The following is a 22,708-nucleotide window of genomic DNA, read 5'->3' on the forward strand; positions in this document are numbered from 1 at the left end:
GCGGTTGGTCACCTGCCCCTCGGACAGGCCCATCGCCTGGCCGATCTCGAGCGCGATCGCCGACCGCTCGACGAGCCGCACCATCGGCGACTCGATGCCGGCGGTGCGCACCAGCTCGGCGTCGCGGAACCGCAGCATCGCGACCAGCTCGGCCGCCTCGGCCTGCGCGCGCTCACGGCCGAGGGAGGTGAGTCTCTCGAGCACGCCCGCGTTGCCGTTCCCGTCCATGTCTCCAACCTAGGGACACCCTCCGACACCCCCCTTCGGCCCGGATCCGCCCTGTGGATCAGCCGTAGAGCGGGGGCCGGGACCCGCGAGACGCCCGGACGGTCGTGAGCCCCTCAGCGTCGAGCAGGCGGGTGATCGCCTCCTCCGACGCACCGACGCCGGCGAAGTGCGCGTCGACGTCGAAGGCGACGCACCACGTGCGGTCGGCGGGCCACGCGAACGCGGGCGGGAAGGCCCGACCGTGCGGCTCGACAGCGTCCGCCTCCCACCGAGCCCAGTCGCCGACCGTGCCCCGGGCGAGCACGTACTGGCGCAGCCCGACGAGGTCGAACCGTGGCGTCGCCGGCAGCGCGGGCCGGTAGGGGTACCCGCCCCAGAGCAGGAAGCGGAGGTCGTCCGACGACGAGCCGAGCACGTCGACGATGCCCGTGACGAGCTCGACGTCGCTCGGTGCCCCGTCGAGCACCTCGTCGGCCAGCTCGGCCTCGGGCTGCCGGTCGTACGCGGGGTCGGGCAGCTGGAGCACGCGGGCGTAGGCCTCGAACCCCGTCGGGCCCAACCACAGGGTCGCGTCGGTGTCGGCGGTCCCGGCAGGCACGAGCCAGGCAGCCTCGCGCACCTCTTCGATGAGCTCCAGTGTCACGTCGCTCCTCCTTCGCTCGTCGCACCACGGGTCAGTCGGGAAGGGTAGGCGACCGGTCGGGGAACGAAGCACGCGTGACCCCGGTCACCGCCCCTTGCGTAGTTGAGGCTCACCTAAGTTAGTGTGTCCTACGGCCTACGAGAGGACGTCCCATGACCCTGCGCCCCCGCTTCACCCTGCTGGCCGCCGCGGCAGCACTCCTGCTGGCCGGCTGTGGCCTCGGCACCGAGAGCGGAGAGGCGTCGGGCGAGAACGCCTGGACGTACACCTCCGGCGACGGCAAGACGTACACGGCCGAGGAGGTGCCGACGCGGATCATCGCGCAGGGCGAGTCCGCCGCGGCGCTCATCGCGCACGGCATCCGGCCCGTCGGCATCTTCCTCAGCCAGCCCCTGGAGGACACCAAGTCGCTGCAGGGCCTCGACCTCGACGGCATCGAGATCATCGGCGAGACGTGGGGCAAGATCGACGCCGAGAAGGCCGCGTCCCTCGAGCCCGACCTCATCGTCGGCGGCTACTGGACCACCGAGAAGGCGTACGGCGGCCTCGAGAACGGTGTCGAGGAGTCGAGCAAGAAGGTCGCGAAGCTCGCGCCCGTGGTCGGCCCGGTCGCAGACCAGTCCGTCGAGAAGATGCTCGACGGCTTCGAGGAGCTCTCCGGGTCCCTCGGCGCCGACCTCGACTCCGCGGAGATCGTGTCCGACAAGGAGGCCTTCGAGCAGGCGCGCGAACGGTTCAAGACGACGGTCGCCGAGGCCGACGGCCTCACCGCGATGGGCGTCTCCCCGGCCGACGACATCCTGTACGTGGCCGTGCCGAAGCACTCGGCCGAGCTGGCCGACTTCGCCCGCTACGGTCTCGACATCGTCGTGCCCGACTCCCCGGACCCCGACTTCTCCTACTGGGAGAACCTCTCGTGGGAGAACGCCGACAAGTACCAGCCCGACCTGGTCCTCATGGACGACCGCACGCTCGAGCAGAGCACCAAGACCGCCGAGAAGCAGCCGACGTGGCGCAAGATCAAGGCCGTCGAGGCCGGCGCGGTCACCCCGTGGCCCGCCTACTGGATCAGCACCTACCGCGACTACGCCGAGCAGCTCGACCAGCTCAGCGACGCCGTCGAGAAGGCCGACCCGGACCTCACGTGACCGCCACCGTCCAGCGCCCGCAGCCCGTCGAGGCGCCCGCCCCGCGGCACCGCTCCACCGTGGGGCTGGGGCTCGGCGCCCTCCTGCTCCTCGGCGCGCTCGCCGTCGTGATGTTCGTCAGCATCACGATCGGCGCGCGCGGCGTCGGGCTGCACACGATCTGGACCGCGTTCACCGACTACGACCCGTCGTCCGCGGAGCAGACGGTCATCCGCGAGCTGCGCGTGCCCCGGACGCTGCTGGGCCTGCTGGTCGGCGCCGGCCTCGGGCTCGCTGGAGCACTCCTGCAGGGCGTCACCCGCAACCCGCTCGCCGATCCCGGGATCATGGGCATCAACATGGGTGCCGCAGCCGGCATCGTCGTCGCGGTCATGCTGTTCGACGGGCTCAGCCAGTCGACGTCGGTGTGGGTCGGGTTCGCCGGGGCGGGCATCGCGACCGTCGTGGTCTATGGCGTGGCCTCGTTCGGACGCGAGGGGGCGACGCCGGTCAAGCTGGCCCTCGCCGGTGCCGCGGTCAGTGCGTCGCTGTACTCCGTCACCACGGGCGTCACCATGACCGACCTGCAGGCGCTGAACGAGCTGCGCTTCTGGCAGGTCGGCTCGCTCAGCGGACGCTACCTGCCGGTGCTGTCGCAGACGTGGCCGTTCCTGGTCGCCGGCATCGCCGTGGCCCTGCTGCTGGGTCGTTCGCTCAACGGGCTCGCGCTCGGCGACGACCTCGCCGTCGCCCTCGGCCAGCGGGTGCGCCTGACCCGCGTGGTCGTGTTCGTGACCGTCGCCCTGCTCGGGGGCGCCGCGACCGCCGCCTGCGGTCCGATCGTGTTCGTCGGCCTCGTCGTCCCGCACATCGCACGCGCCCTCTGCGGACCCGACTACCGCTGGATCCTCCCGTACACGTTCCTGCTGAGCCCGATCATCCTGCTCTGCGCCGACGTGCTCGGTCGGGTGCTCGACAGCCCCAGCGAGCTGCAGGTGGGCGTGGTGCTCGGCGTGGTCGGTGCGCCGGCCTTCATCCTGCTGGTCCGACGCAAGGACCTGGCGCAGCTGTGAGCACCCTCGAGACGCCCCTGCGTCGTGCCGTCCGCGCGCAGCGCCGCGCCCACCGCGCCCGCACCACGACCATCACGCTGGTGCTCGCCGCGGTCACCTTCGCCCTCTTCGTGGTCACGATGATGATCGGCAGCTTCGTCCTGTCGCCCTGGGAGGTCGTCGGTAGCGCGTTCCGGCTCACCGACGACCCGAGCGTCGACTTCATCGTCCTCGACCTGCGCCTGCCCACCGCGGCGACGGCCCTGGGCTCGGGCCTCGCGCTCGGCGTGGCGGGCCTGGTGTTCCAGCGTCTGCTCGCCAACCCGCTCGCCTCGCCCGACTTCGTCGGCATCTCCGGTGGTGCGAGCCTGTTCGCCGTCTCGGCGATCCTGTTCACCGGCTGGGGCGCCGTCGCGACGTCGGCCATGGCCCTGGTGGGCGCCCTGCTCGCCTCGATCGCCATCTACCTGCTCGCGTGGCGCGGCGGCATCACCGGCTACCGCTTCATCCTCGTCGGCATCGGCCTCTCCCAGCTGTTCACCGCGCTCACCGGCTACGTCATCGCCCGCGCCGACCTCACCGACGCGCGCGAGGCCATGACGTGGCTGGTGGGGTCCGTCGGCTCGGCCGGCCCGTTCGAGCTGCGCACCCTGCTCGTCGCCGTGGCCGTGCTCCTGCCCGTCGCCTTCGTCCTCTCGCGACGCCTCGGCGCGCTCGAGCTGGGCGACGACGCCGCGTCGGCGCTCGGCGTCCGGGTCGAGCGCTCGCGGCTCGGCCTCCTGGCGCTCTCGGTCGTGCTCGTCGCCCTCGCGACGGCCGCGGCCGGGCCGCTCTCGTTCGTTGCGCTCATCGCGGGGCCCATCGCCGTCCGGCTGGTCGGCAACGCCGCGAGCCTGCCGGCGGCCGCGTTCGTCGGCGCGATCATCGTGCTCACCGCCGACCTCGTCGCCCAACACGCCCTGCCCGTCTCGCTGCCGACGGGCGTCGTCACCGGTGCCGTCGGGGCGCCGTACCTCATCTGGCTCCTCGCCACCGTCAACCGGGAAGGACGCGGAGGATGACCGATCCCCGAACCGACGACCCCAGGATCCATGACCTCAGGGCTGAGGACCTCACCCTCGGCTACGCCGACACCGACGTCGTGTCGCACCTCGACGTCCAGGTGCCGCCCGGCCAGGTCACGGTGATCGTGGGCGCCAACGCCTGCGGCAAGTCGACGCTGCTGCGGGGGCTCGCGCGTCTGCTCAGGCCCCGCACCGGCACGGTCCTGCTCGACGGCACGTCGGTGCACGACCAGCGTCCGACCGACGTGGCGCGGGTCGTGGGCCTGCTGCCGCAGACCCCGGTCGCCCCCGACGGCATCACGGTGGCCGACCTGGTCGGTCGTGGACGCTACCCGCACCAGGGCTGGTTCCGGCGGTGGAGCCCGGAGGACGACGCGGCGGTGGCGCAGGCCCTGGAGGCCACCGGCACGGCCGACCTCGCCGACCGGCAGATCACGGCGCTGTCGGGCGGGCAGCGCCAGCGCGTCTGGGTGGCCATGGCGCTCGCGCAGGACACCGACCTGCTGCTGCTCGACGAGCCGACCACCTACCTCGACATCAACCACCAGGTGGAGCTGCTCGACCTGCTCACCGACCTGAACCGCGAGCACGGCAAGACCATCGCGATGGTCCTGCACGACCTCAACCTCGCCTTCCGCTACGCCGACCACATCATCGCCATGAAGCACGGCGCGATCGTCACGCAGGGACGTCCGGCCGACGTCATCGACGCCGACGTCGTCGAGGACGTGTTCGGGCTGGCCTGCCAGGTCGTCCCCGACCCGGTCAGCGGGACGCCGCTCGTGGTGCCGCGCAGCCGCCACCACGTGCGTGCGCTGACGTCGGAGGCGGAGTCGCCGGCGGCCGTCTGACGTTCGCCTGCACTCCACCCGATCGTCATGCGACGGGCCTAGCGTCGCGCGCATGCCCGGACTCCGTGAACGTCTCGCGCGGCGGATCTGGACTCCGCCGCCCCCGCCGCGCGACCCGGAGCTGGTCGAGCTCGACCGGCTGCGCGACGAGTGGACGCACGGGCCCGTGCGCGACGAGCGCATCAACGAGCACCTCGCGCTCGTCCTCGCGAAGTCCGGCGTCACGGGGGGTCGGGTCCTGGAGATCGGCGGCCGCGCTCACCCCCGCGACCGCGTGTTCGACGCCGAGCGCTTCGAGTACCTCAACCTCGACCTCGCCGAGACGGGCCCCGGCGTCATCCTCGGCGACATCACGCACTGCCCCGAGATCGAGGACGCCTCGTTCGACGTCGTGCTCAGCGTCGACGTGTTCGAGCACATCGACCGCCCCTGGCTCGCGGGCGAGGAGATCGTGCGGATCCTGCGGCCCGGCGGGCTCGTGTACACCTCGACCCTGTTCAGCTGGCGCTACCACCCGTGCCCGATCGACTACTGGCGCTACACGCCCGAGGCGCTGGAGTCGCTCATGCGGGGCACCGACACCCTCGACCTCGGCTTCGACACCACCGAGCGGCGGCGCGACGTGCGCAAGAAGGCCGCGGAGGACCCGATGCCGTACGACGCGCTGGGCGGCTGGCGCGAGAACGTCCGCGTCTTCCACGCGGGCGTCAAGCGCGGCTAGGCCTTGCCGGCCGCCTGGTCGATCCCCAGCCGGGAGTGACGGCGTCCGTACACGAAGTACAGGACGATGCCGAGCACCATCCACACCAGGAACCGCAGCCACGTCTCGACCGACAGGTTGACCATCAGCCACAGGCAGGCCGCGATGGACAGGACGGGGATCAGCGGCACGAGCGGCACGCGGAAGGCGCGGTCGAGCTCGGGTCGGGTGCGACGCAGGACGATGACGCCGGCCGAGACGACCACGAAGGCGAACAGGGTGCCGATCGAGACCAGCTTGCTGAGCTCGTCGAGCGGGACGAAGCCGGCGAGCACGGCCACGAACGCACCCGTGATGATCGTGATCTTGTAGGGCGTCCCGAAGCGGGGGTGCACCTTCGCGAGGCCCTGCGGCAGCAGGCCGTCGCGCGCCATCGCGAACAGCACGCGCGCCTGGCCGAGCATGAGCACGAGCACGACGGTGGTCAGGCCGGCGACGGCGCCGACGGAGATGATCTTGCTGGCCCACTCCAGGCCGTTGGCCGAGAAGGCGGCGGCGAGCGGCGCGCCCGTGTTCATGCGGTCGTCGCTGTACTTGAGCATGCCGGTGACGACGAACGCCACCGCGGCGTAGAGGACGGTGACGATCGCGAGGGACCCGATGATGCCGCGGGGCATGTCGCGCTGCGGGTTCTTGGTCTCCTCGGCCGACGTGGCGACGATGTCGAAGCCGATGAAGGCGAAGAACACGACCGACGCGGCGGCGATGATCCCGTAGATGCCGAAGACCGTCGGCTCGACGCCGAAGATCGACTGCAGCAGCGTCGAGTCGAGGCCGGAGCCGACGTTCTTCGGGTCGGCAGGCTGCGACGCGGGCACGAAGGGCGTGAGGTTCGCGGCCTTCACGAAGAACAGGCCGGCCACGATCACGAACAGCACGACGGCGACCTTGACCACCACGAGCACGCCGGTGAAGCGTCCCGACAGCTTGGTGCCGAAGACGGCGAGGGTCGTGAGTCCGACGACGATCGCGATGGCGGCGATGTCGGGCAGGGCGTCGCCGCCGGCGAGCCATGTCGGCAGGTCGAACAGCTCCTGCAGGTAGGCCGACCAGCCGCGCGACACGACGGCCGCCCCGAGGGCGAGCTCGAGCACGAGGTCCCACCCGATGATCCAGGCGATGAACTCGCCCAGGGTCGCGTAGGAGAACGTGTACGCGCTGCCCGCGACCGGGACGGTCGACGCGAACTCGGCGTAGCAGAGCGCCGCCAGGCCGCACACGACGCCGGCGATCACGAACGACAGCACGATGGCCGGACCGGCGTTGAGGTGCGCCTCCTGGCCGGTGAGCACGAAGATGCCCGTGCCGATCATGACGCCCACGCCGAAGACCGTGAGGTCCCAGGCCGAGAGGTCCTTCTTCAGGCGGTGGTCGGGCTCGTCGGTCTCGGCGATCGACCGTTCGACGGTCTTCGTGCGGAAGAGGCTCACCGAAGGATCGTGCACCCGCCCGGGGTGTGACGCAAATTTCCCGGTCCCGCGTCCCGCCCGTGTCGGCTCGCCTACGGGCGACGTCTGATGCCCTGGTGGGCCTTCGGCTCCTCGCCGCGCTCGAGCCGCTCCGCCGCCTGGGCGATGTTGCGCTGCATGGAGCCGAAGACGATGCCGTGGAACGGCCAGACGGCCCACCAGTACGCGTGGCCCAGCAGACCGCGCGGGTGGAAGAGCGCACGGTGGTGGAACGTGGTCGTGCCGCCCTCGGTGGAGCCGACCTGCAGCTCCAGCCAGGCCAGGCCCGGTACCCGCATCTCCGCCCGCAGCCGCAGGAACGTGCTGTCGTCGGTGGCCTCGACGCGCCAGAAGTCGAGCGCGTCGCCGACCACGAGGTCCTTCTGGTTGCGCCGACCGCGCCGCAGCCCCGGTCCGCCGACGAGCCGGTCCATGAGACCACGGATCCACCAGGCGAGCGGCCAGGAGTACCAGCCGTTGCGTCCGCCGATGCCCTCGATGATCGTCCAGAGCGATTCCGGCGACGCGTCGACCTCACGCGTCCGCTCGTCCTTGTACAGCGACCCGCCCGCCCAGTCGGGGTCCGACGGCAGAGGCTCCGACGGTGCGCCGGCGGTCGCGGCCGACGACCACCGGGTGGGTACGTCGAGCGTCTGGATCTTGGTGAGCGCCAGCTCGCAGGCCCGCTGGAAGCCGATCAGCCCCTCGGGTGGGTCGGGCACGTACTGCCTGATGTCGTCCTCGGCCGCGACGACGGTGTTCTTCAACGAGTCCACCAGCGGGCGGGCGATGCTCGCCGGGACGGGGGTCACGATGCCGACCCAGTGGCTCGACAGGCCCGGCGTCAGCACGGGCACGGGCACCACGCGACGTCGGGTCAGGCCCGCGACCTGCGCGTAGCCCTGCATCATCTCCAGGTAGGTGAGGACGTCGGGGCCGCCGATGTCGAAGGTCCGGTTCACCTCGGACGGCATCGACGCGCTCCCCACGAGGTAGCGCAGCACGTCGCGGACGGCGATGGGCTGGATGCGGGTGTGCACCCACGTCGGGGTGACCATCACCGGCAGCCGCTCGGTGAGGTAGCGGAGCATCTCGAACGACGCCGAGCCCGACCCGATCACCACGCCGGCCTGCAGCACCGTCGTCGGGACGCCCGACGCGAGCAGCACCTCGCCGACCTGCTTGCGCGAGCGCAGGTGCTCCGAGAGCTCCTCGCCCTCGGGGTCCATGCCGCCGAGGTACACGATCCGCTGCACGCCGGCCGACGCGGCGGCGTCGGCGAACGTCTGCGCCATGCGACGCTCGGTCTCGACCCAGTCGCGGCCCGCGCCGATCGAGTGCAGCAGGTAGTAGAGGACGTCGACGCCCTCCATCGCCCGCCGGACGTCGTCGTCGGAGGTGGCGTCGCCAGGCACGATCTCGACGCGGTCGGCCCACTCGTGCGCCTCGGCCTTCTCGGGGCTGCGGACGAGGACGCGGACGTCGTGGTCCGCGTCGAGCAGCTGGGGCACGAGGCGGCCGCCGACGTAGCCGGTCGAACCGGTGACGAGCGAGAGGGTCATGCCTCCATCGTCGGGGTGGCGGGAGCTCGGGGCATCCCGAGTCGCCGGGCCGGTCAGCCTGCGCGGTGCAGCTGCTCCACGTCGTCGTAGGCGAACCGGTTGGGGAACTCGAGCGGACGGGTCGGCCGGCCCGACGGCTCCGCGCGGTCGGGGTGCTCGACGGCCTGGGCGCAGCGCCGGTTGCCGCAGTCGTTGCGGCGCACGAGCCGGTCGCCGACGATCGAGGCGAGGTAGTGGCCGCGCTCGTCGACGACGTCGTTGCCGTCCCACGGGATCCACCCGATCCAGCGACCGGACGTGTCGAAGACGTGCTCGTCGTCCCAGGACCGTCGGAAGGCGATCACGTCGCCGTCAAGGTCGTAGAGGTAGTCACTCATGGGTTCAGCTCCCGAGATCCAGCTGTTGCCGTCGTGATGAAGACGGTAGAACGGCCAGGTCATGACGCGGGGCGAACCCGCCGAAGATGATCCGGTCGGACTAGTTCGGCAGGATGGGGGCATGAGCGACACGCATCGTCAGGTCGGCCTCGAGCGGCTCGGCCGGGGCCGGTACCGGGTCACGAACGCGCGCGGCGGGGAGATGGTGATCGGCGACGGCTCCAGCGACGACTTCACGCCCGTCGAGCTGCTGCTGGCCGCCGTCGCCGGCTGCACGGCGATCGACGTCGACCTCCTCACCACCAAGCGCACCGAGCCCGAGCGGTTCTCGGTGACCTCGGCGGGGGAGAAGGTGCGCGACGACGACGGCAACCGCATGGAGGGGCTGACGGTCCGCTTCGACGTCGCGTTCGGAGACGACGAGGCCGGTCGCGCCGCGACGGAGCGCCTGCCCGACGCGATCCGCCGCTCCCACGACCGCCTGTGCACGGTGAGCCGCACGGTCGAGCTGGGCACGCCGGTCGACACGCAGTAGGCGCGGCGCCTCTCAGGTCAGGAGGTAGTAGGCCCCGGTGGCCGACCCGGCGTAGGCGCCGACGGCCGCCGCCGCGACCCACCGCGTCGGCCAGCGACGACCCTCGCCTGCCGCCTCGCCGGTGAGGACGGCGTCGAGGTCCGCGCCCAGGTCGGCCGCTGTGGCATGACGTCGGGCCGGGTCGCTGGAGAGCGCACGCTGCAGCACCGCGGCGGTCCGCGGATCGGTGCGGGCCAGCGGACGGGACGGGTCCGACGGGAACGCGCCGGTGAGCAGGACGCAGGTGAGCACCGCGAGCGCGTACACGTCGGTGCGGACGCTGATCCCCTCGCCGCGGGCCTGCTCCGGGGCCATGTAGGCGGGCGTGCCGGTCGTGACCGTGTAGCCCGACGCCTCGGCGACCCGCTTGGCGCTGCCGAGGTCGGCCGCGAGCACGCGGCCGTCGTCGGCGAGGAGCAGGTTCGCGGGCTTCACGTCGCGGTGCACCACCCCGGCGTCGTGCAGCACCTGCACGGCCCGGCACGCCTCGACCGCGAGGCCAAGGGCGACGTCGGGCTCGAGGGACCCGTCGGCCACCGCGTCGAGCGACCCGCCTCCCGCGAAGTCCATGACGAAGTACGGCCGGTCGTCCTCGTCGGTGCCGACGTCGTGGACGCGCACGACCCGCGGGCTCTCGATGCGGCGCAGCAGGCGTGCTTCCTCGAGGAAGCGCTCGCGGACGTCGGCGTGGTGCGACCAGTTGTCGGCGAGCACCTTGACGGCCACGCGCACGTCGAGCGCCGTGTCGTGCCCGCGCCACACGGTCGCGAACGAGCCCGACCCGTGGACGGCGTCGAGCCGGTAGCGTCCGATCTGTCTCATCACGCGACAGTATGGGGTGTCATGGACGACCAGGAGCTGCTTCCGCTCGTGGAGCGTGCTCGGGCCGGGGATCCGGACGCCCTCGACGACCTGCTGCGCCGGCTGCGCCCGCACGTCGTGCGCCGGTGCGCCGCGTTCCTGCCGTACGCGCACGACGCGGAGGAGGCGGCGCAGGAGGCGCTCCTGCTGGTGGCGCAGAAGCTCGACACGTACAGCGGTCGGGGCTCGTTCGGTGGATGGGTCACCGTCGTCACCTCCAACACCGCCCGTCAGGTCTACCGCTCGTTGCGGCGACGCTTCGACGAGCAGTCGCGGGACGTGCTGCCGGACGCCGTCGACCCCCGCACGACGAGCGTCATCGCAGGCACGCGCCTCGACCTGCTCGAGGCGCTCGAGCAGCTGGAGTGCACGCACCCGGCGGCGGTGGAGGCGTTCGTGCTGCGTGACCTGGGCGCGCTGCCCTACGAGGAGGTCGCGGCGCTCACGGGCGCGCCGCTCGGCACCGTGAAGGCACGGATCCACGCCGCGCGGCGCGAGGTGCGCGAGAAGCTGCGCGACGTCGACAACTTTTCGGGCCCGGCCGGCATCTGAAGGGGTGACACCACCTTCAGGAAGAGGAACACCATGATGAGGACCAGGATCGCCGCCGCCGTGCTCGGGATCGCCGTCGTGCTCGGCGTCGCCACCGCGTGGGTCGCTGCAGCCCCCGAGCGTGGCTCGCGGGGCGGCGAGCAGGGCGCGCCGTCGGCCGGCCCAGGGTTGCTGGCACCGGACCAGCTCGTCGTCGCGACGGGTGCCGTCGGTCCCGTGCGGGTGGGCATGACTCGTCAGCAGGCGCTCGCGACCGGCTACTTCGTCGCCGACGTCGCCGACCCCACCGACGGGTGCCCCGTCCGTCCGCTCGCGTGGCGCGACGAGTACGTGAACGCCGTCGACGTGCAGACCTCGCGAGCCGGCGAGGTGCGCTCGATCGGCGTGCGTGGTGAGGGCGTGGACACCGAGGCGGGCTTCGGCGTCGGCACCACCTACGGGGAGCTGAAGGGTTCGACGTCGGAGCCCGAGTCGGTCGGCTTCGGGCAGACCGGCGTGTTCGTCGAGGACAGCGCGGCGGGCACCTGGATCGGGTTCCTGTTCGACGAGTCGCCGGACCGGCTGACGGACGCGTCGCGCGTCTCGTTCGTCGAGGTGACGAAGGGCGCGCGGCCCGAGCTCGTCCGCGACGGCTGCTGAGGCCGGCGTGAGGACCAGGCTCGCGGTCGCCGCCCTGTGCGTCGCGCTCGCGCTCGGCGGCGCCACCGGCGTGCTCGTGTCGGTCGTCGCCGACGAACCGCCTCGGCCGATGGCGACGGCCGCCGTCTCGGCCGAGCGCACCGGGCCGCCGGCCGCGCTGGCGACGTTCACCTACGACCCCCACGAGTTCTTCAGGCTGCCCCTGCTGAGCGGCACTCTCTCTACACGGAACGGGTGCGTCGTGATCGGGACAGGGACGGAGGTCGTGGTCCCTGCCTTCGCTCAGACGCTGGTCTCGTGGGGACGGGACCACGCTCGTCCGGCGTCGGGCGGACGGGACCCGGGAGGCCGAGCGTCTCGGGGACGAGATCGAGGTGGGCGGCGTCGTCAGGTCGCTCGCGAGCGGCGCGTCCGAGGAGTCGGTGACGCTCCCGCCGGCCTGTGCCGCCCTGCGCGGGGCGCAGTTCGTCAAGGTCGTGCCGTGAGGCGTCTGCGGCACGGCCGAAAACCTGAGACAATGCTCAGACTCGCGTCCTGCCCGGACCGGGACACCAGGGAGTGTGCTCGTGCCGTGTGCAGGATGTCGCGACGACGTCGAGTCGCTGGACTTCACGATGGCCTTCCAGCCGATCTTCGACGCCGAGCACGGGCGCGTGTGGGGACACGAGGCGCTCGTCCGCGGCCCCGGCGGTGAGTCGGCGATGTCGGTGCTCGGCCAGGTCAACGACCGCAACCGCTACCGGTTCGACCAGGACTGCCGGGTCCGGGCGATCGAGCTGGCCGCACGTCTGTTCCCGGCCGAGGACGACCTGAGGCTCTCCATCAACTTCATGCCGAACGCGGTCTACGAGCCGGTGGCCTGCCTGCGCGCGACCCTGGCCGCGGCCGCTCGTGTCGGCTTCCCGCTCGCCTCCCTCGTCTTCGAGCTCACCGAGGACGAGCGGGTCGACGAGCCTGAGCACCTCGTGGCGATCGTCGACGAGTACCGCCGCCAGGGGTTCACGATGGCCGTCGACGACTTCGGCGCCGGTCACGCCGGGCTCTCCCGCCTCGTCGACCTGCGCCCGGACCTGGTGAAGATCGACATGCACCTCGTACGCGGGATCGACACCGACGCTTCCCGCCAGGCCGTGGTCCAGGCCGTCGTCGTCATGGCATCCACGCTCGACGTCGTCGTCCTGGCCGAAGGGGTGGAGACCGAGGCCGAGTACGCGACCCTCCTGGACCTCGGCGTACCCCTCTTCCAGGGGTACTGGTTCGGTCGCCCCACGCTCGAGGCGCTCTCGCCCGTCCACCCGCGGGCGCAGGTCGTGGCCGCCGCCGCGAGCTGACGTCCCGTCAGTCGCGGCTGGCGCGCACCCCGAGCTCGACCGCACGAGCCACGAGGCCGAACCCCAGCCAGACGAGCCCCGCCACGGCGACGACGCCCGCCCCGTAGAGGACCGGCCAGGTCTGCGTCGCGATGGCGACGGCCCCCGCGACGAGGGCGACGACCAGCAGGACGGCACCGCCGACGACGGCACGCGCGATGGAGCGGCGGGGCTCAGTGCTCATGCGCCGACCGTCGCACGACCGGCGCACCAAGGCACTTCCTACAGGCGCTTGCTCGCGTCGTGCGGACCCTTCGGGTCGACCCAGAAGTCCAGCGCGAGGTCCTCCTCGCGGCCTCCGTTCAGGTAGACCGAGAAGTCGGTGACGCCCTCGGCCTCCAGCACGTCGTCGTCGATGAAGAAGTGGCCCGTGCAGTCGCGGCTGGGGCGGGTGAGGATCGCGTACGCGGCGTCGGCCATGATCGCCGGCGTCCGCGAGCTCGACTCCAGCCCCGGGCCGACGACGTTGCGCACCGCGGCGGTGTCGATGGCCGTGCGGGGCCAGAGCGAGTTGCAGGCGATGCCGTCGGCGCGCAGCTCCTCGGCCAGCCCGAGCGTCACGAGGCTCATCGCGTACTTCGCGATCGCGTAGGCCGTGAACGTGCCGAACCAGCGGGGGTCGGTGCTGATGGGCGGGCTGAGGGTGAGGACGTGCGGGTTGGCCGACGCGCGCAGGTGCGGGATGCACAGCTTCGAGAGCAGGAAGGTCCCACGGGCGTTGATCTGCGTCATGAGGTCGTACTTCTTCATCGAGATGTCCTCGGTGCGGGACAGGTCGATCGCGCTGGCGTTGTTCACGACGACGTCGATGCCACCGAACGTCTCCACGGCTCGGGCGACCGCGTCCTCCACGAACGCGTCGTCGCGGACGTCGCCGACGAGCGGCAGGGCGCGACCGCCCGCCGCCTCGATGGCCGCGGCCGCCGTGTGGATCGTGCCGGGCAGCCGCGGGTGCGGCTCGGAGGTCTTTGCGAGCAGCACGACGTTGGCGCCGTCGCGAGCCGCGCGGACGGCGATCGCCTCGCCGATGCCGCGGCTCCCGCCGGACATGATCATCGTGGTTCCGGCCAGGGTCATGGGTGCCTCCGAGGTGGTCCGCTGTCATCGGTAGCCTGCTGGCGGGATCAGGAACAGTCAAGGCTGATGGTTTCTCTGGAGGCGACGTGGATCGACCCGCGTGGTTCGACGACGCACTCGCCTGCGCGCCGGAGTCCCCGTCCGTCGAGGTCGACGGCGCCACGTGATGCCCGACCGATCCCTCGTCCTCGCCGCCGTCGTGCAGGCGATCATCGGAGAATGGAGACGACCGTGACCGACCCCGAGTCGAGCCCCGACACCGCGTCCGAGCTGCTGCTCCACGACGCCGAGGGCGTCCTCACGATCACCATCAACCGGCCGCAGGTCATGAACGCCGTCGACGGCGCCATGCTCGCGCGGGCCGCCGAGGCCGTGGAGACCACCGACGCCCGCGTCGTCGTGGTCACCGGCGCCGGCGCCGCGTTCAGCGCGGGCGCCGACCTGCGTCGCCTCGAGCGCGGCGGCACGCACGAGAACGGCAACCGGCTCGTCCGGGCGATCGTGGCCACCGAGCGTCCGGTCGTCGCGGCCGTCAACGGGCCCGCCGCCGGCATCGCGATGTCGGTGGCGCTCGCTGCCGACGTCACCGTCGCGCACGAGTCGGCGTACTTCCTCCAGGCGTTCGTCAACATCGGCCTGATGCCCGACGGCGGCGCCACCGAGCTGCTGGCGGCGTCGGTGGGTCGGGCCCGGGCGGCTCGGCTGTCGCTGCTCGGCGAACGTCTCCCCGCGGCGCGGGCGGCGGAGATGGGACTCATCGACCGGTGCTGCGGCGACGACTACGCCGACCAGGTGGCCGGGCTCGTCGCGAAGCTGGCCGGCGGGCCGACGCGTGCCTACGCCGCCACCAAGCAGGCCATGAACGCCACCACGCTGCGCAGCCTCGACGAGACGCTCGAGCGTGAGCTGCGCCTGCAGCGCGAGCTGGCCGACACCGCCGACTCGCAGGAGGGCATCCAGGCCTTCCTCGACAAGCGGCCCGCCCGCTTCGAGGGCCGATGAGCGCGCCGATCGACGTCCTGGAGGGTCTGCTCGCGGACCGCTGGAGCTGTCGCGGCTACACCGACGAGCAGGTCGACACCGCCACCATCGAGAGGCTGCTCGCCGCCGCGCAGCGCACGCCGTCGTGGTGCAACACGCAGCCGTGGCACGTGGTCGTCACGGCCGGCGGCGAGACCGAGCGGCTCAAGCAGGCGATGGCCGACGACGAGCGGTTCGGTCCCGACCTGGAGTTCCCGCCCTCCTACGAGGGCGTGTACGCGGAGCGTCGCCGTGAGTCGGGCTGGCAGCTCTACGAGGCGGTCGGCGTCGTGAAGGGTGACCGGGCGGGCTCGGCCGCCCAGACGATGCGCAACTTCGAGTTCTTCGGCGCACCGCACGTCGCGATCGTGACGACCGCGAAGTCGCTCGGTGTGTACGGCGCGGTCGACTGCGGGCTCTACGTGCAGTCGTTCCTGCTCGCCGCGCAGGCGCTCGGCCTCGGCGCGTGCGCGCAGGCGGCGCTCGCCATGCGATCGGAGCTGTTGCGGGAGTGGTTCGAGCTCGACGACGACCGCCAGGTGGTCTGCGGCATCTCCTTCGGCCACCCCGACCCCGACCACCCCACCGCCTCCTACCGCACCACCCGCGCCCCCCTCGACCAGGCCGCCGACCTCCGCCTCTGACGACTCAGCTGCGGAGGGCGCCGACGCCGAGCACGGCGGCGAGGCCGAGGGCTGACCGGGGGTGGTAGGCGGCGGTCCAGAGCCCGCCGTGCGCAGCTCCGCGCGCCTCGTCCCTCCACGGCTCGGTCTCCGGCTGCAGGCCGGCCCGCAGGTCGTGCACGAGCAGCGCCGCCATGAGCGTGTTCGACGTCGCCGGGTCGAAGATCTCGACGCCGAAGCGGTGCGCGCCCGCGTACGCGGCGGCCAGCGCCTTGTTCTTCACCACCGACCGCGTGCGGGTGGCGGGCGCGACGTTGAGCGACACCGTGGTGCCTGCGGCTCGGGCGTCGGTGGCGCGCCACCGCTGGACGCGCTTGGCCAGGGCGTAGTTCGGGCCCTGCTGAGGCACGAGCGCGTCGCAGAGGCCCGGGTCGGCGCCCGGCGGGTAGTTGCGCTGCAGCAGCCGGCCGCCGCTCACCACCCGCGTCGCGTGCCGGGCCACCCGCCCCACCCGACCCTTGCGGTACGCCTCCTGCGACCGGGCCACCTCCTCGGCGGGCACGGCGAACACGTCGGTCGGGGTGGCGAGGAACGCCAGCGCCGTCCGCGGGTGCTCCGCGACCAGGTGCGCGGCCAGCGCGTCGGCCGCCATCGACACGCGCACGTGCATGGCGCCGTCGGCGTAGCAGTAGTTGCCGAGCACGAGTCGCGACGCCCCGGCGAACGACCCCAGCCAGTGCGCGACGGCCGGCAGCTCGCGGACGAGGTCGGCGCCGACGTCGCAGCCGCCGTCGCCGCGCCCGCTCGTGACGATCCGCGTGGGCACGTGCACCCGACCCGCACCGTCGGTGGCCACCCGGGCGATGCGCTCCTGCACGTCGGCGCGGGGCAGGTCGAGCGCGACGACCTCGGCACCCCAGCGCTGCAGCGCGCGGTACGGACCCATCTCCGCCCCCGCGCCGAGCACCGCCACGACGTCGCCCTCGAGCCGCAGCCAGTCGGGGTTCTCGTGCACACGCCGCACGGCCTCGGCGCACGAGGCCGTCACCACGCCTCGCTCGACCCACGCGTCGAGCTGGCGCAGCAGGGCGTCGCCCCGGAGCCGCTCGCCGCGGTAGGGCAGCGTCAGCTCCGTCTCCGGCTCGGCGCCTCCCTCGAGGGTCGTCGTGTGCAGCACCTGGTCGAGCGGAGCGCCCGCGACGGCGACGTCGAGGTCGACGTCGCCGAACCGCATAGCCGCGTGCGCGCTGCGCAGCCCGGCGGAGGCGATGGCCTGCGCGGCCGCCGCGTCGCCGATCCCCGCCTCGACGGCTCGCCGGAAGTGCTCGAGGTACTGCCGACGCCAGGCGGTCTCCCGCTCGACCGCGCGCGAGCCGACCGGGTCGGCCGCCCGCAGGGCGTCGGCCAGCACCTCCCGGGCGGTCGCCGACGTGCTCTCGGAACGGAACGCGACTCCCTCGTGCGTGCTCATGGGACCACCCTAGGAACCCTGCAAGGGCAGGGCAGAACGGGCATCGAAGGTAACTGGGAGTGACGTACCAGGTTGCTCATCCGCGGACCCCCTGAACAATTTTTTCCGTGAGCACCCATCCAGACGGCGACGGGCCCCGAATCAGGGGCATGAGCGAGACGACCACCGCAGCACCTGCCACCCGGGCCACCGCCCCGTGGTGGACCGGCGCGCTGTCGGGTCTGCTCGCCGCGGTCGCGGGCGTCGCCCTCGGATCGGGTGTCGCGACGCTGCTCGGCGTGCCCACCCCGATCGAGTCGGTCGGCAACCGGGTGATCGACCTCGTCCCGAGGCCGCTCAAGGAGTTCGCCATCGAGCAGTTCGGGACGAACGACAAGCCCGTGCTCATCGGCAGCGTCGCCGCGACCCTCCTGGTCGCCGCGGCCGTCGCCGGTTGGTTGGGCCTGCGACGGCCGCGGCTCGCCCTCGGCATCACCGCCCTGCTGGGCCTGGCCGCCCTCGTGACCGCCGCACTCGACCGCACGTCGACCGCGAACGTCGTCGTCACCGTCATCCCCTCGCTCGTCACGCTGGCCGTGAGCCTGCTGCTGCTGGTCCGTCTGCTCAAGGCCCTCGAGCTGTCCCGCAAGGTCGGCGACGAGACCCCCGCCGGCTTCGACCGCCGCGCGTTCCTGCAGGCCGTGCTCATCGCCAGCGCCGCCATGGCCATCGGTGGCGGCGTCACCCGCTTCCTCGGCTCGTCCGCGGCGAAGGACTCGCGTGCCGACGTGATGCTGCCCCAGCCCGCGACCCCGGCCCCGGCAGTCCCGGCGGGCGCGCAGGCCGACGTGAAGGGCATCAGCCCCTACATCACGCCCAACCGCGATTTCTACCGCATCGACACCGCCCTGCGCGTCCCGCAGGTCCCGGCGGACACCTTCAACCTTCGCATCCACGGCATGGTCGAGAAGGAGCTCAACCTCTCCTTCGAGGACCTGCTCAAGGAGCGTCTCGTCGAGAGCCGCATCACCCTGACCTGCGTCTCGAACGAGGTCGGCGGGCCCTACGTCGGCAACGCCGCCTGGCTCGGCGTCCCCGTGGCCGAGCTGCTCGCCCGGGCCGGCGTGAAGGACGGTGCCGACGCGGTCAAGACCACCAGCGCCGACGACATGACCATCGGCACGCCCCTGGAGGCGCTCACCGACACCGAGCGCGGTGCGCTCATCGCCGTCGGGATGAACGGTGAGCCGCTCCCGCTGGAGCACGGCTTCCCGGTGCGCATGGTCGTCCCCGGCCTCTACGGCTACGTCTCCGCCACCAAGTGGCTGGTCGACATCGAGGTCACGAAGTTCTCGGACTTCAAGGCCTACTGGACGACGCGCGGCTACGACGCCGAGGCGCCCATCAAGCTCTCCTCCCGCATCGACGTCCCCAAGGCGTTCGAGGCCCTCCCGCGCGACAACGTCCGCATCGGCGGCGTCGCCTGGGCCCAGTCCGTCGGCATCGAGCGCGTCGAGGTGAAGATCGACGACGGTGACTGGCAGGACGTCGACCTCGCCGCCCAGGACAACGTCAACACGTGGCGTCAGTGGTCCTGGACCTGGGAGGACGCCACCGAGGGCACCCACCAGGTGACCGTGCGGGCGACCGACGCCGACGGCACCACACAGACCTCCGACCGTGTGCCCATCGCACCGGACGGGTCGACCGGCTGGCACAACGTCAGATTCCGTGTCGAGTAGCAGGACGAAACACCCAACCAAGGAGAAGAAACATGCGCACGACCACCAAGAGCAAGAGCCTCGCGATCGCAGCCGTGGCCTCGCTGTCCCTGTTCACCGCGGCCTGCGGCTCGTCCAGCGACGACAGCGCCTCGTCCGACAGCGAGTCCTCCTCGACCCCGTCCTCGGAGGCCGCGTCCGACGCCGGTTCCGACCTCGTCGGCCCGGGCTGCGCCGACTACGCCAAGGCCGTCCCGGACGGCGCCGGCTCGGTCGAGGGCATGGCCCAGGACCCGGTCGCCACGGCCGCCAGCAACAACCCGCTGCTGAAGACGCTCGTCCAGGCCGTCTCGGGCAAGCTCAACCCCGACGTGAACCTCGTCGACACCCTCAACGGTGGCGAGTTCACGGTGTTCGCGCCGGTCGACGACGCGTTCGCCAAGCTGCCCGCCGACACGGTGAAGACGCTCGGTACCCCCGAGGGCGCCAAGACCCTCGAGTCGGTCCTGACCTACCACGTCATCCCCGGCCAGATCGCGCCCGACGAGATCGACGGCACGCACAAGACGGTCAACGGCGCCGACCTCGAGGTCACCGGCTCCGGCGACGACATCAAGGTGAACGGCAACGCCGCCGTCATCTGCGGTGGCGTCAAGACCGCCAACGCCACGGTGTACCTGATCGACTCGGTGCTCATGCCGCCGGCCAGCTGATCACGGCATCCCTCCGGTCACGGGGCCCGGCTCTCCTCGGGGGAGTCGGGCCCCGTCCCGTTGCCAGGCCCGGCGGCCCGGCTGGTTCGCCCGTAGGCTGCTGACGTGCCGACACCTGGGACCCGGCTCGCGGACGAGTTCGACCGCGCAGCCCCACGCTACGACCTGCTCACCGCCCTGAACCCGGGCTACCACGGCGCCCTGCGGGACGCGGCGCGCCAGCTCGTGGCCCGGCTGCCCCGCCGCGAGACGTGGCCGACCCTGTGGGACCTGGGCTGCGGCTCCGGGCTCTCCACGCAGGCCCTCGTCGAGGCTGCCGGCCGCGAGGCGCGCATCGTCGGGCTCGACGCCTCCGCCGGCATGCTCGCCGAGGCGCAGGAGAAGACCTGGCCCGACGGCGTCAGCTTCGTCCAGGCCCTCGCGCAGGACCTGCCCGACGTCGCGCGCCTGCACCTCGACGGCCCCGCCGACGGCGCGTTCGGCGCCTACCTGCTGCGCAACGTGCCGGTCGACCAGCGTGACGCGACGGTCGCGGCGATCGCCGACCAGGTCCGTCCGGGCGGCTGGATCGCGCTGCAGGACTACCACGTGAAGGGCTCCCCGGCGGCGCAGGCGGTGTGGAGCGCGGTCTGCTGGGGCGTGGTCACGCCGCTGTCCGTCGCGGTGCGCGGCAACCCCTCCATCTACCGCTACCTCTGGCGCAGCGTGCTCGAGAACGACTCCACCGCCGAGCTGCAGGCCAGGCTCGAGCGGGCCGGGCTGACCGACGTCACGTGGTCGACCGCCGGCGGGTGGCAGCACGGCATCCTGCACACCGTCCTCGCGCGCAAGCCCCTCTGACGCATGGTCCGACGCATCCCGCCGGGGCGTGACCGCCACGCCGTCCTGCACGCCGCCGCGCCGGGGACCGCCAAGCTGCAGGAGCCGCGACACGTCGTCGTGGTCGGTGGCGGCATCGCCGGCCTCGGAGCCGCGGTCGTGCTGGCCGAACGCGGGGTGCGGGTGACGCTGCTGGAGGCCTGCGAGCAGCTCGGCGGGCGCGTGCGGTCGTGGCCCGTCGGCGACGCCGAGGCGGGTGGAGCCGGGCGCACGATGAGCCGCGGCTTCCACGCGTTCTTCCGGCAGTACTACACGCTGCGCTCGCTGCTGCGCCGCGTCGACCCGACGCTCGCGCACCTCGTGCCGGTGCCCGACTACCCGTTGCGTCGCGGCGACGGCCTCACCGACTCCTTCGCCGCCCTGCCGACCACACCACCGTTCAACCTGCTCGCGTTCGTGCTGCGCAGCCCGACGTTCCCGGTCTCGGCGCTGCCGTCGGTGCACGTGCCGAGCGCGCTCGAGCTCGTCGCCACCGACTACCCGGCCAGCCACGAGCGCTACGACGGCGAGTCGGCGCAGGCCTTCCTCGACCGGTTGAACTTCCCCGAGGGTGCCCGCCACCTCGCGCTCGAGGTGTTCGCGCGGTCGTTCTTCGCGCACCCGAGCGAGTTCGGCGCCGGCGAGCTGGTGGGCATGTTCCACGCCTACTTCACGGGCAGCTCCGAGGGGCTGATGTTCGACGTCCCCGACGACGACTACGACACCGTCCTGTGGGCGCCGCTCGGCCGCTACCTGGAGGGGCTCGGTGCCGACGTGCGGCTCGGGACCGCCGTGGCGGGCGTGCGGCCCGAGGGCGACGGCTGGCGGGTCGACGTCGCGGACGGGTCGGTCACGGCCGACGCGGTCGTCGTCGCCACCGACCCGCGCGCCACCCGTGCGCTCGTCGGGGCACTGCCGGCGGACGACGACGAGCGCGTCGCGTGGCAGCGCAGGGTCGCGGGGGGTCGCAACGCGCCGCCCTTCGGTGTGCTGCGCGTGTGGCTCGACGGGCGCGTGGCGCCCGAGCGGGAGGCGTTCCTCGGCACGAGCGGCTACGACCTGCTCGACAACGTCACCGTGCTCGAGCGCTTCGAGGCAGGCGCGGCGCGGTGGACGGCGGAGCACGGCGGATCGGTCGTCGAGCTGCACGCCTACGCAGCCGACCCGTCCCGCGACCCCGACCTGGCGGGCGACGGACCACACGGGATCGACGTCGAGCGGCTGCGCAGCCGTCTGCTCGCCGGTCTGCACGACGTGTACCCGGAGACGCGCGACCTGGTCGTGAGGCACGAGGAGCTCCTGGTCGAGGACGACTGCGGTCTCGTCGGCACGGGACCCTGGCGCGACCGGCTCACCGTCCAGACCCCGTACCCCGGGCTGGTCCTGGCCGGTGACGGACTGCGCGTCGACTGGCCGATCGCCCTCATGGAGCGCGCCGCGACCACGGGCGTCCTGGCGGCGAACCGGCTGCTCGAGGGCTGGGGCGTGCGCGGCGAGGACGTCTGGACGGTACCCCTGCAGGGTCTGGTGCACCGGCTCCCCGGTCGCGGTCGGCGACCGTCGTGAGCCGGCGTCGCGCCGTGGTGGCGGACGAGCCCGACGCACCCCGCGTCGAGCGCGTCGACGCCGCGGGCAGGCCCGGTGTGAGCACCGTGTGGCGGCTGCGCTCGCTCGAGGCCGCGCGTCAGGTGCTGCGCGCGCGGCACGCCACCACGCAGGCCGGGTTCACCGCCGAGGCCATCCCGCAGGGCTACCTCGAGCACCACCCGATCCTCGTGTCCGACGGTCCGCAGCACGACGAGCAGCGACGCAAGGTCGCGCGCTTCCTCGCGCCCACCGTCGTCGCGGACCGCTACACCGACCTCATGCACGACACCGCCGACCGGCTGCTCGCCCAGGCGGTCGCCGACGGCGGCTGCACGCTCGACGAGCTGGCCCTGCTCTACACCGTCGAGGTCACGGCCGAGGTGGTCGGCCTCACGGAGTCGTCGGTGCCGCGCATGGCGCGTCGGCTCGAGGCCATGTTCAGCCAGCCGCCGTTCGACGTCACCCGCCGCGACCTCGGCCGCACCCGACGCCAGTGGATGCAGGCCGCCGTCAACGGGCTCGTCCCCGTGGGGCGGCTCTTCCTGGCCGAC

23 protein-coding genes and 1 pseudogene are annotated in these 22,708 nt (G+C 72.5%); 15 read left to right on the plus strand and 9 right to left on the minus strand.

The window, feature by feature from the left end:
* Both A6Q81_RS14795 and A6Q81_RS14800 read right to left on the minus strand, forming a co-directional pair.
* Positions 1-228 (minus strand): annotated as a pseudogene (locus tag A6Q81_RS14795) (HNH endonuclease signature motif containing protein); the annotation flags it as partial.
* A 58-nt stretch (positions 229-286) separates the two neighbouring features.
* Positions 287-871: a hypothetical protein gene (locus A6Q81_RS14800; protein WP_286690932.1), complete on the minus strand. Its 585-nt coding sequence runs from the start codon at positions 869-871 to the stop codon at positions 287-289.
* 152 nt (positions 872-1,023) lie between these two features.
* Between A6Q81_RS14800 and A6Q81_RS14805 the strand changes: the two genes are divergently transcribed.
* The 5 genes from A6Q81_RS14805 to A6Q81_RS14825 are packed head-to-tail and all read left to right on the plus strand — an operon-like array spanning position 1,024 to position 5,686.
* Positions 1,024-2,019 (plus strand): ABC transporter substrate-binding protein, encoded by a 996-nt coding sequence (locus A6Q81_RS14805; RefSeq protein WP_286690933.1) that lies wholly within the window; start codon positions 1,024-1,026, stop codon positions 2,017-2,019.
* On the plus strand, positions 2,016-3,071 hold the full coding sequence (locus A6Q81_RS14810) for a FecCD family ABC transporter permease (protein ID WP_286690934.1): 1,056 nt from the start codon (positions 2,016-2,018) through the stop codon (positions 3,069-3,071). Before A6Q81_RS14805 ends, A6Q81_RS14810 begins: the two co-directional genes overlap by 4 nt.
* Entirely contained in the window at positions 3,068-4,111 is a 1,044-nt protein-coding gene (locus A6Q81_RS14815) for a FecCD family ABC transporter permease (protein WP_286690935.1), read from the plus strand. The genes A6Q81_RS14810 and A6Q81_RS14815 overlap by 4 nt, the downstream gene beginning before the upstream one ends.
* Positions 4,108-4,965, plus strand: a complete 858-nt coding sequence (locus tag A6Q81_RS14820) for an ABC transporter ATP-binding protein (protein ID WP_286690936.1) — start codon at positions 4,108-4,110, stop codon at positions 4,963-4,965. The genes A6Q81_RS14815 and A6Q81_RS14820 overlap by 4 nt, the downstream gene beginning before the upstream one ends.
* Before the next feature lie 52 nt (positions 4,966-5,017).
* Positions 5,018-5,686, plus strand: a complete 669-nt coding sequence (locus tag A6Q81_RS14825) for a class I SAM-dependent methyltransferase (RefSeq protein ID WP_067860923.1) — start codon at positions 5,018-5,020, stop codon at positions 5,684-5,686.
* On the opposite strand, the gene A6Q81_RS14830 is transcribed toward A6Q81_RS14825, so the two are convergent.
* From A6Q81_RS14830 to A6Q81_RS14840, 3 genes are all read right to left on the minus strand, one after another.
* The gene (locus A6Q81_RS14830) at positions 5,683-7,155 is read right to left on the minus strand and encodes an amino acid permease (RefSeq protein WP_286690937.1); all 1,473 of its coding nucleotides are present in this window, start codon (positions 7,153-7,155) and stop codon (positions 5,683-5,685) included. The two genes, A6Q81_RS14825 and A6Q81_RS14830, sit on opposite strands and share 4 nt — an antisense overlap.
* 71 nt (positions 7,156-7,226) lie before the next feature.
* The gene (locus A6Q81_RS14835; protein ID WP_067860919.1) at positions 7,227-8,735 is read right to left on the minus strand and encodes an SDR family oxidoreductase; all 1,509 of its coding nucleotides are present in this window, start codon (positions 8,733-8,735) and stop codon (positions 7,227-7,229) included.
* A gap of 53 nt (positions 8,736-8,788) precedes the next feature.
* The gene (locus A6Q81_RS14840) at positions 8,789-9,112 is read right to left on the minus strand and encodes a 4-fold beta flower protein (protein ID WP_067860917.1); all 324 of its coding nucleotides are present in this window, start codon (positions 9,110-9,112) and stop codon (positions 8,789-8,791) included.
* Between the two features lie 121 nt (positions 9,113-9,233).
* On the opposite strand from A6Q81_RS14840, the gene A6Q81_RS14845 reads away from it, so the two are divergent.
* Entirely contained in the window at positions 9,234-9,647 is a 414-nt protein-coding gene (locus tag A6Q81_RS14845; protein WP_067860915.1) for an OsmC family protein, read from the plus strand.
* A 12-nt stretch (positions 9,648-9,659) separates the two neighbouring features.
* On the opposite strand, the gene A6Q81_RS14850 is transcribed toward A6Q81_RS14845, so the two are convergent.
* Positions 9,660-10,508 (minus strand): serine/threonine-protein kinase, encoded by an 849-nt coding sequence (locus tag A6Q81_RS14850; RefSeq protein WP_286690938.1) that lies wholly within the window; start codon positions 10,506-10,508, stop codon positions 9,660-9,662.
* A 21-nt stretch (positions 10,509-10,529) separates the two neighbouring features.
* Here A6Q81_RS14850 and A6Q81_RS14855 point away from each other — a divergent pair, with 21 nt between their 5' ends.
* The 3 genes from A6Q81_RS14855 to A6Q81_RS14865 all read left to right on the plus strand — a co-directional run bounded on the left by A6Q81_RS14855 (position 10,530) and on the right by A6Q81_RS14865 (position 13,069).
* On the plus strand, positions 10,530-11,099 hold the full coding sequence (locus A6Q81_RS14855) for an RNA polymerase sigma factor (protein WP_286690939.1): 570 nt from the start codon (positions 10,530-10,532) through the stop codon (positions 11,097-11,099).
* A 36-nt stretch (positions 11,100-11,135) separates the two neighbouring features.
* Positions 11,136-11,738, plus strand: a complete 603-nt coding sequence (locus tag A6Q81_RS14860) for a hypothetical protein (protein WP_286690940.1) — start codon at positions 11,136-11,138, stop codon at positions 11,736-11,738.
* Between the two features lie 566 nt (positions 11,739-12,304).
* On the plus strand, positions 12,305-13,069 hold the full coding sequence (locus A6Q81_RS14865) for an EAL domain-containing protein (protein WP_286690941.1): 765 nt from the start codon (positions 12,305-12,307) through the stop codon (positions 13,067-13,069).
* A 7-nt stretch (positions 13,070-13,076) separates the two neighbouring features.
* Here A6Q81_RS14865 and A6Q81_RS14870 read toward each other — a convergent pair whose 3' ends face one another.
* Both A6Q81_RS14870 and A6Q81_RS14875 read right to left on the minus strand, forming a co-directional pair.
* Complete coding sequence (locus A6Q81_RS14870; RefSeq protein WP_286690942.1) at positions 13,077-13,292, minus strand: hypothetical protein; 216 nt, start codon at positions 13,290-13,292, stop codon at positions 13,077-13,079.
* 38 nt (positions 13,293-13,330) lie between these two features.
* Complete coding sequence (locus A6Q81_RS14875) at positions 13,331-14,185, minus strand: SDR family oxidoreductase (protein ID WP_286690943.1); 855 nt, start codon at positions 14,183-14,185, stop codon at positions 13,331-13,333.
* 219 nt (positions 14,186-14,404) lie between these two features.
* On the opposite strand from A6Q81_RS14875, the gene A6Q81_RS14880 reads away from it, so the two are divergent.
* A complete protein-coding gene (locus A6Q81_RS14880; protein WP_286690944.1) occupies positions 14,405-15,187 on the plus strand; it encodes an enoyl-CoA hydratase-related protein in 783 nt (260 codons plus the stop codon).
* Entirely contained in the window at positions 15,184-15,849 is a 666-nt protein-coding gene (locus tag A6Q81_RS14885; protein WP_286690945.1) for a nitroreductase, read from the plus strand. The genes A6Q81_RS14880 and A6Q81_RS14885 overlap by 4 nt, the downstream gene beginning before the upstream one ends.
* 4 nt (positions 15,850-15,853) lie before the next feature.
* Here the strand turns inward: A6Q81_RS14885 and A6Q81_RS14890 are convergent, their stop codons facing one another.
* Positions 15,854-17,299, minus strand: a complete 1,446-nt coding sequence (locus tag A6Q81_RS14890; RefSeq protein ID WP_286690946.1) for a hypothetical protein — start codon at positions 17,297-17,299, stop codon at positions 15,854-15,856.
* A gap of 149 nt (positions 17,300-17,448) precedes the next feature.
* On the opposite strand from A6Q81_RS14890, the gene A6Q81_RS14895 reads away from it, so the two are divergent.
* From A6Q81_RS14895 to A6Q81_RS14910, 4 genes are all read left to right on the plus strand, one after another.
* Positions 17,449-19,020 (plus strand): molybdopterin-dependent oxidoreductase, encoded by a 1,572-nt coding sequence (locus A6Q81_RS14895; RefSeq protein ID WP_286690947.1) that lies wholly within the window; start codon positions 17,449-17,451, stop codon positions 19,018-19,020.
* 32 nt (positions 19,021-19,052) lie between these two features.
* A complete protein-coding gene (locus tag A6Q81_RS14900; protein ID WP_067860897.1) occupies positions 19,053-19,712 on the plus strand; it encodes a fasciclin domain-containing protein in 660 nt (219 codons plus the stop codon).
* A 105-nt stretch (positions 19,713-19,817) separates the two neighbouring features.
* Positions 19,818-20,552, plus strand: coding sequence for a methyltransferase domain-containing protein (locus A6Q81_RS14905; protein WP_286690948.1), 735 nt, complete (start codon positions 19,818-19,820; stop codon positions 20,550-20,552).
* Between the two features lie 3 nt (positions 20,553-20,555).
* Positions 20,556-22,136: an FAD-dependent oxidoreductase gene (locus A6Q81_RS14910; protein WP_286690949.1), complete on the plus strand. Its 1,581-nt coding sequence runs from the start codon at positions 20,556-20,558 to the stop codon at positions 22,134-22,136.
* The last annotated feature ends 572 nt before the right edge of the window (positions 22,137-22,708 follow it).

Source organism: Aeromicrobium sp. REDSEA-S38_B2 (assembly GCF_001628525.1).
Lineage (GTDB): Bacteria > Actinomycetota > Actinomycetes > Propionibacteriales > Nocardioidaceae > Aeromicrobium > Aeromicrobium erythreum.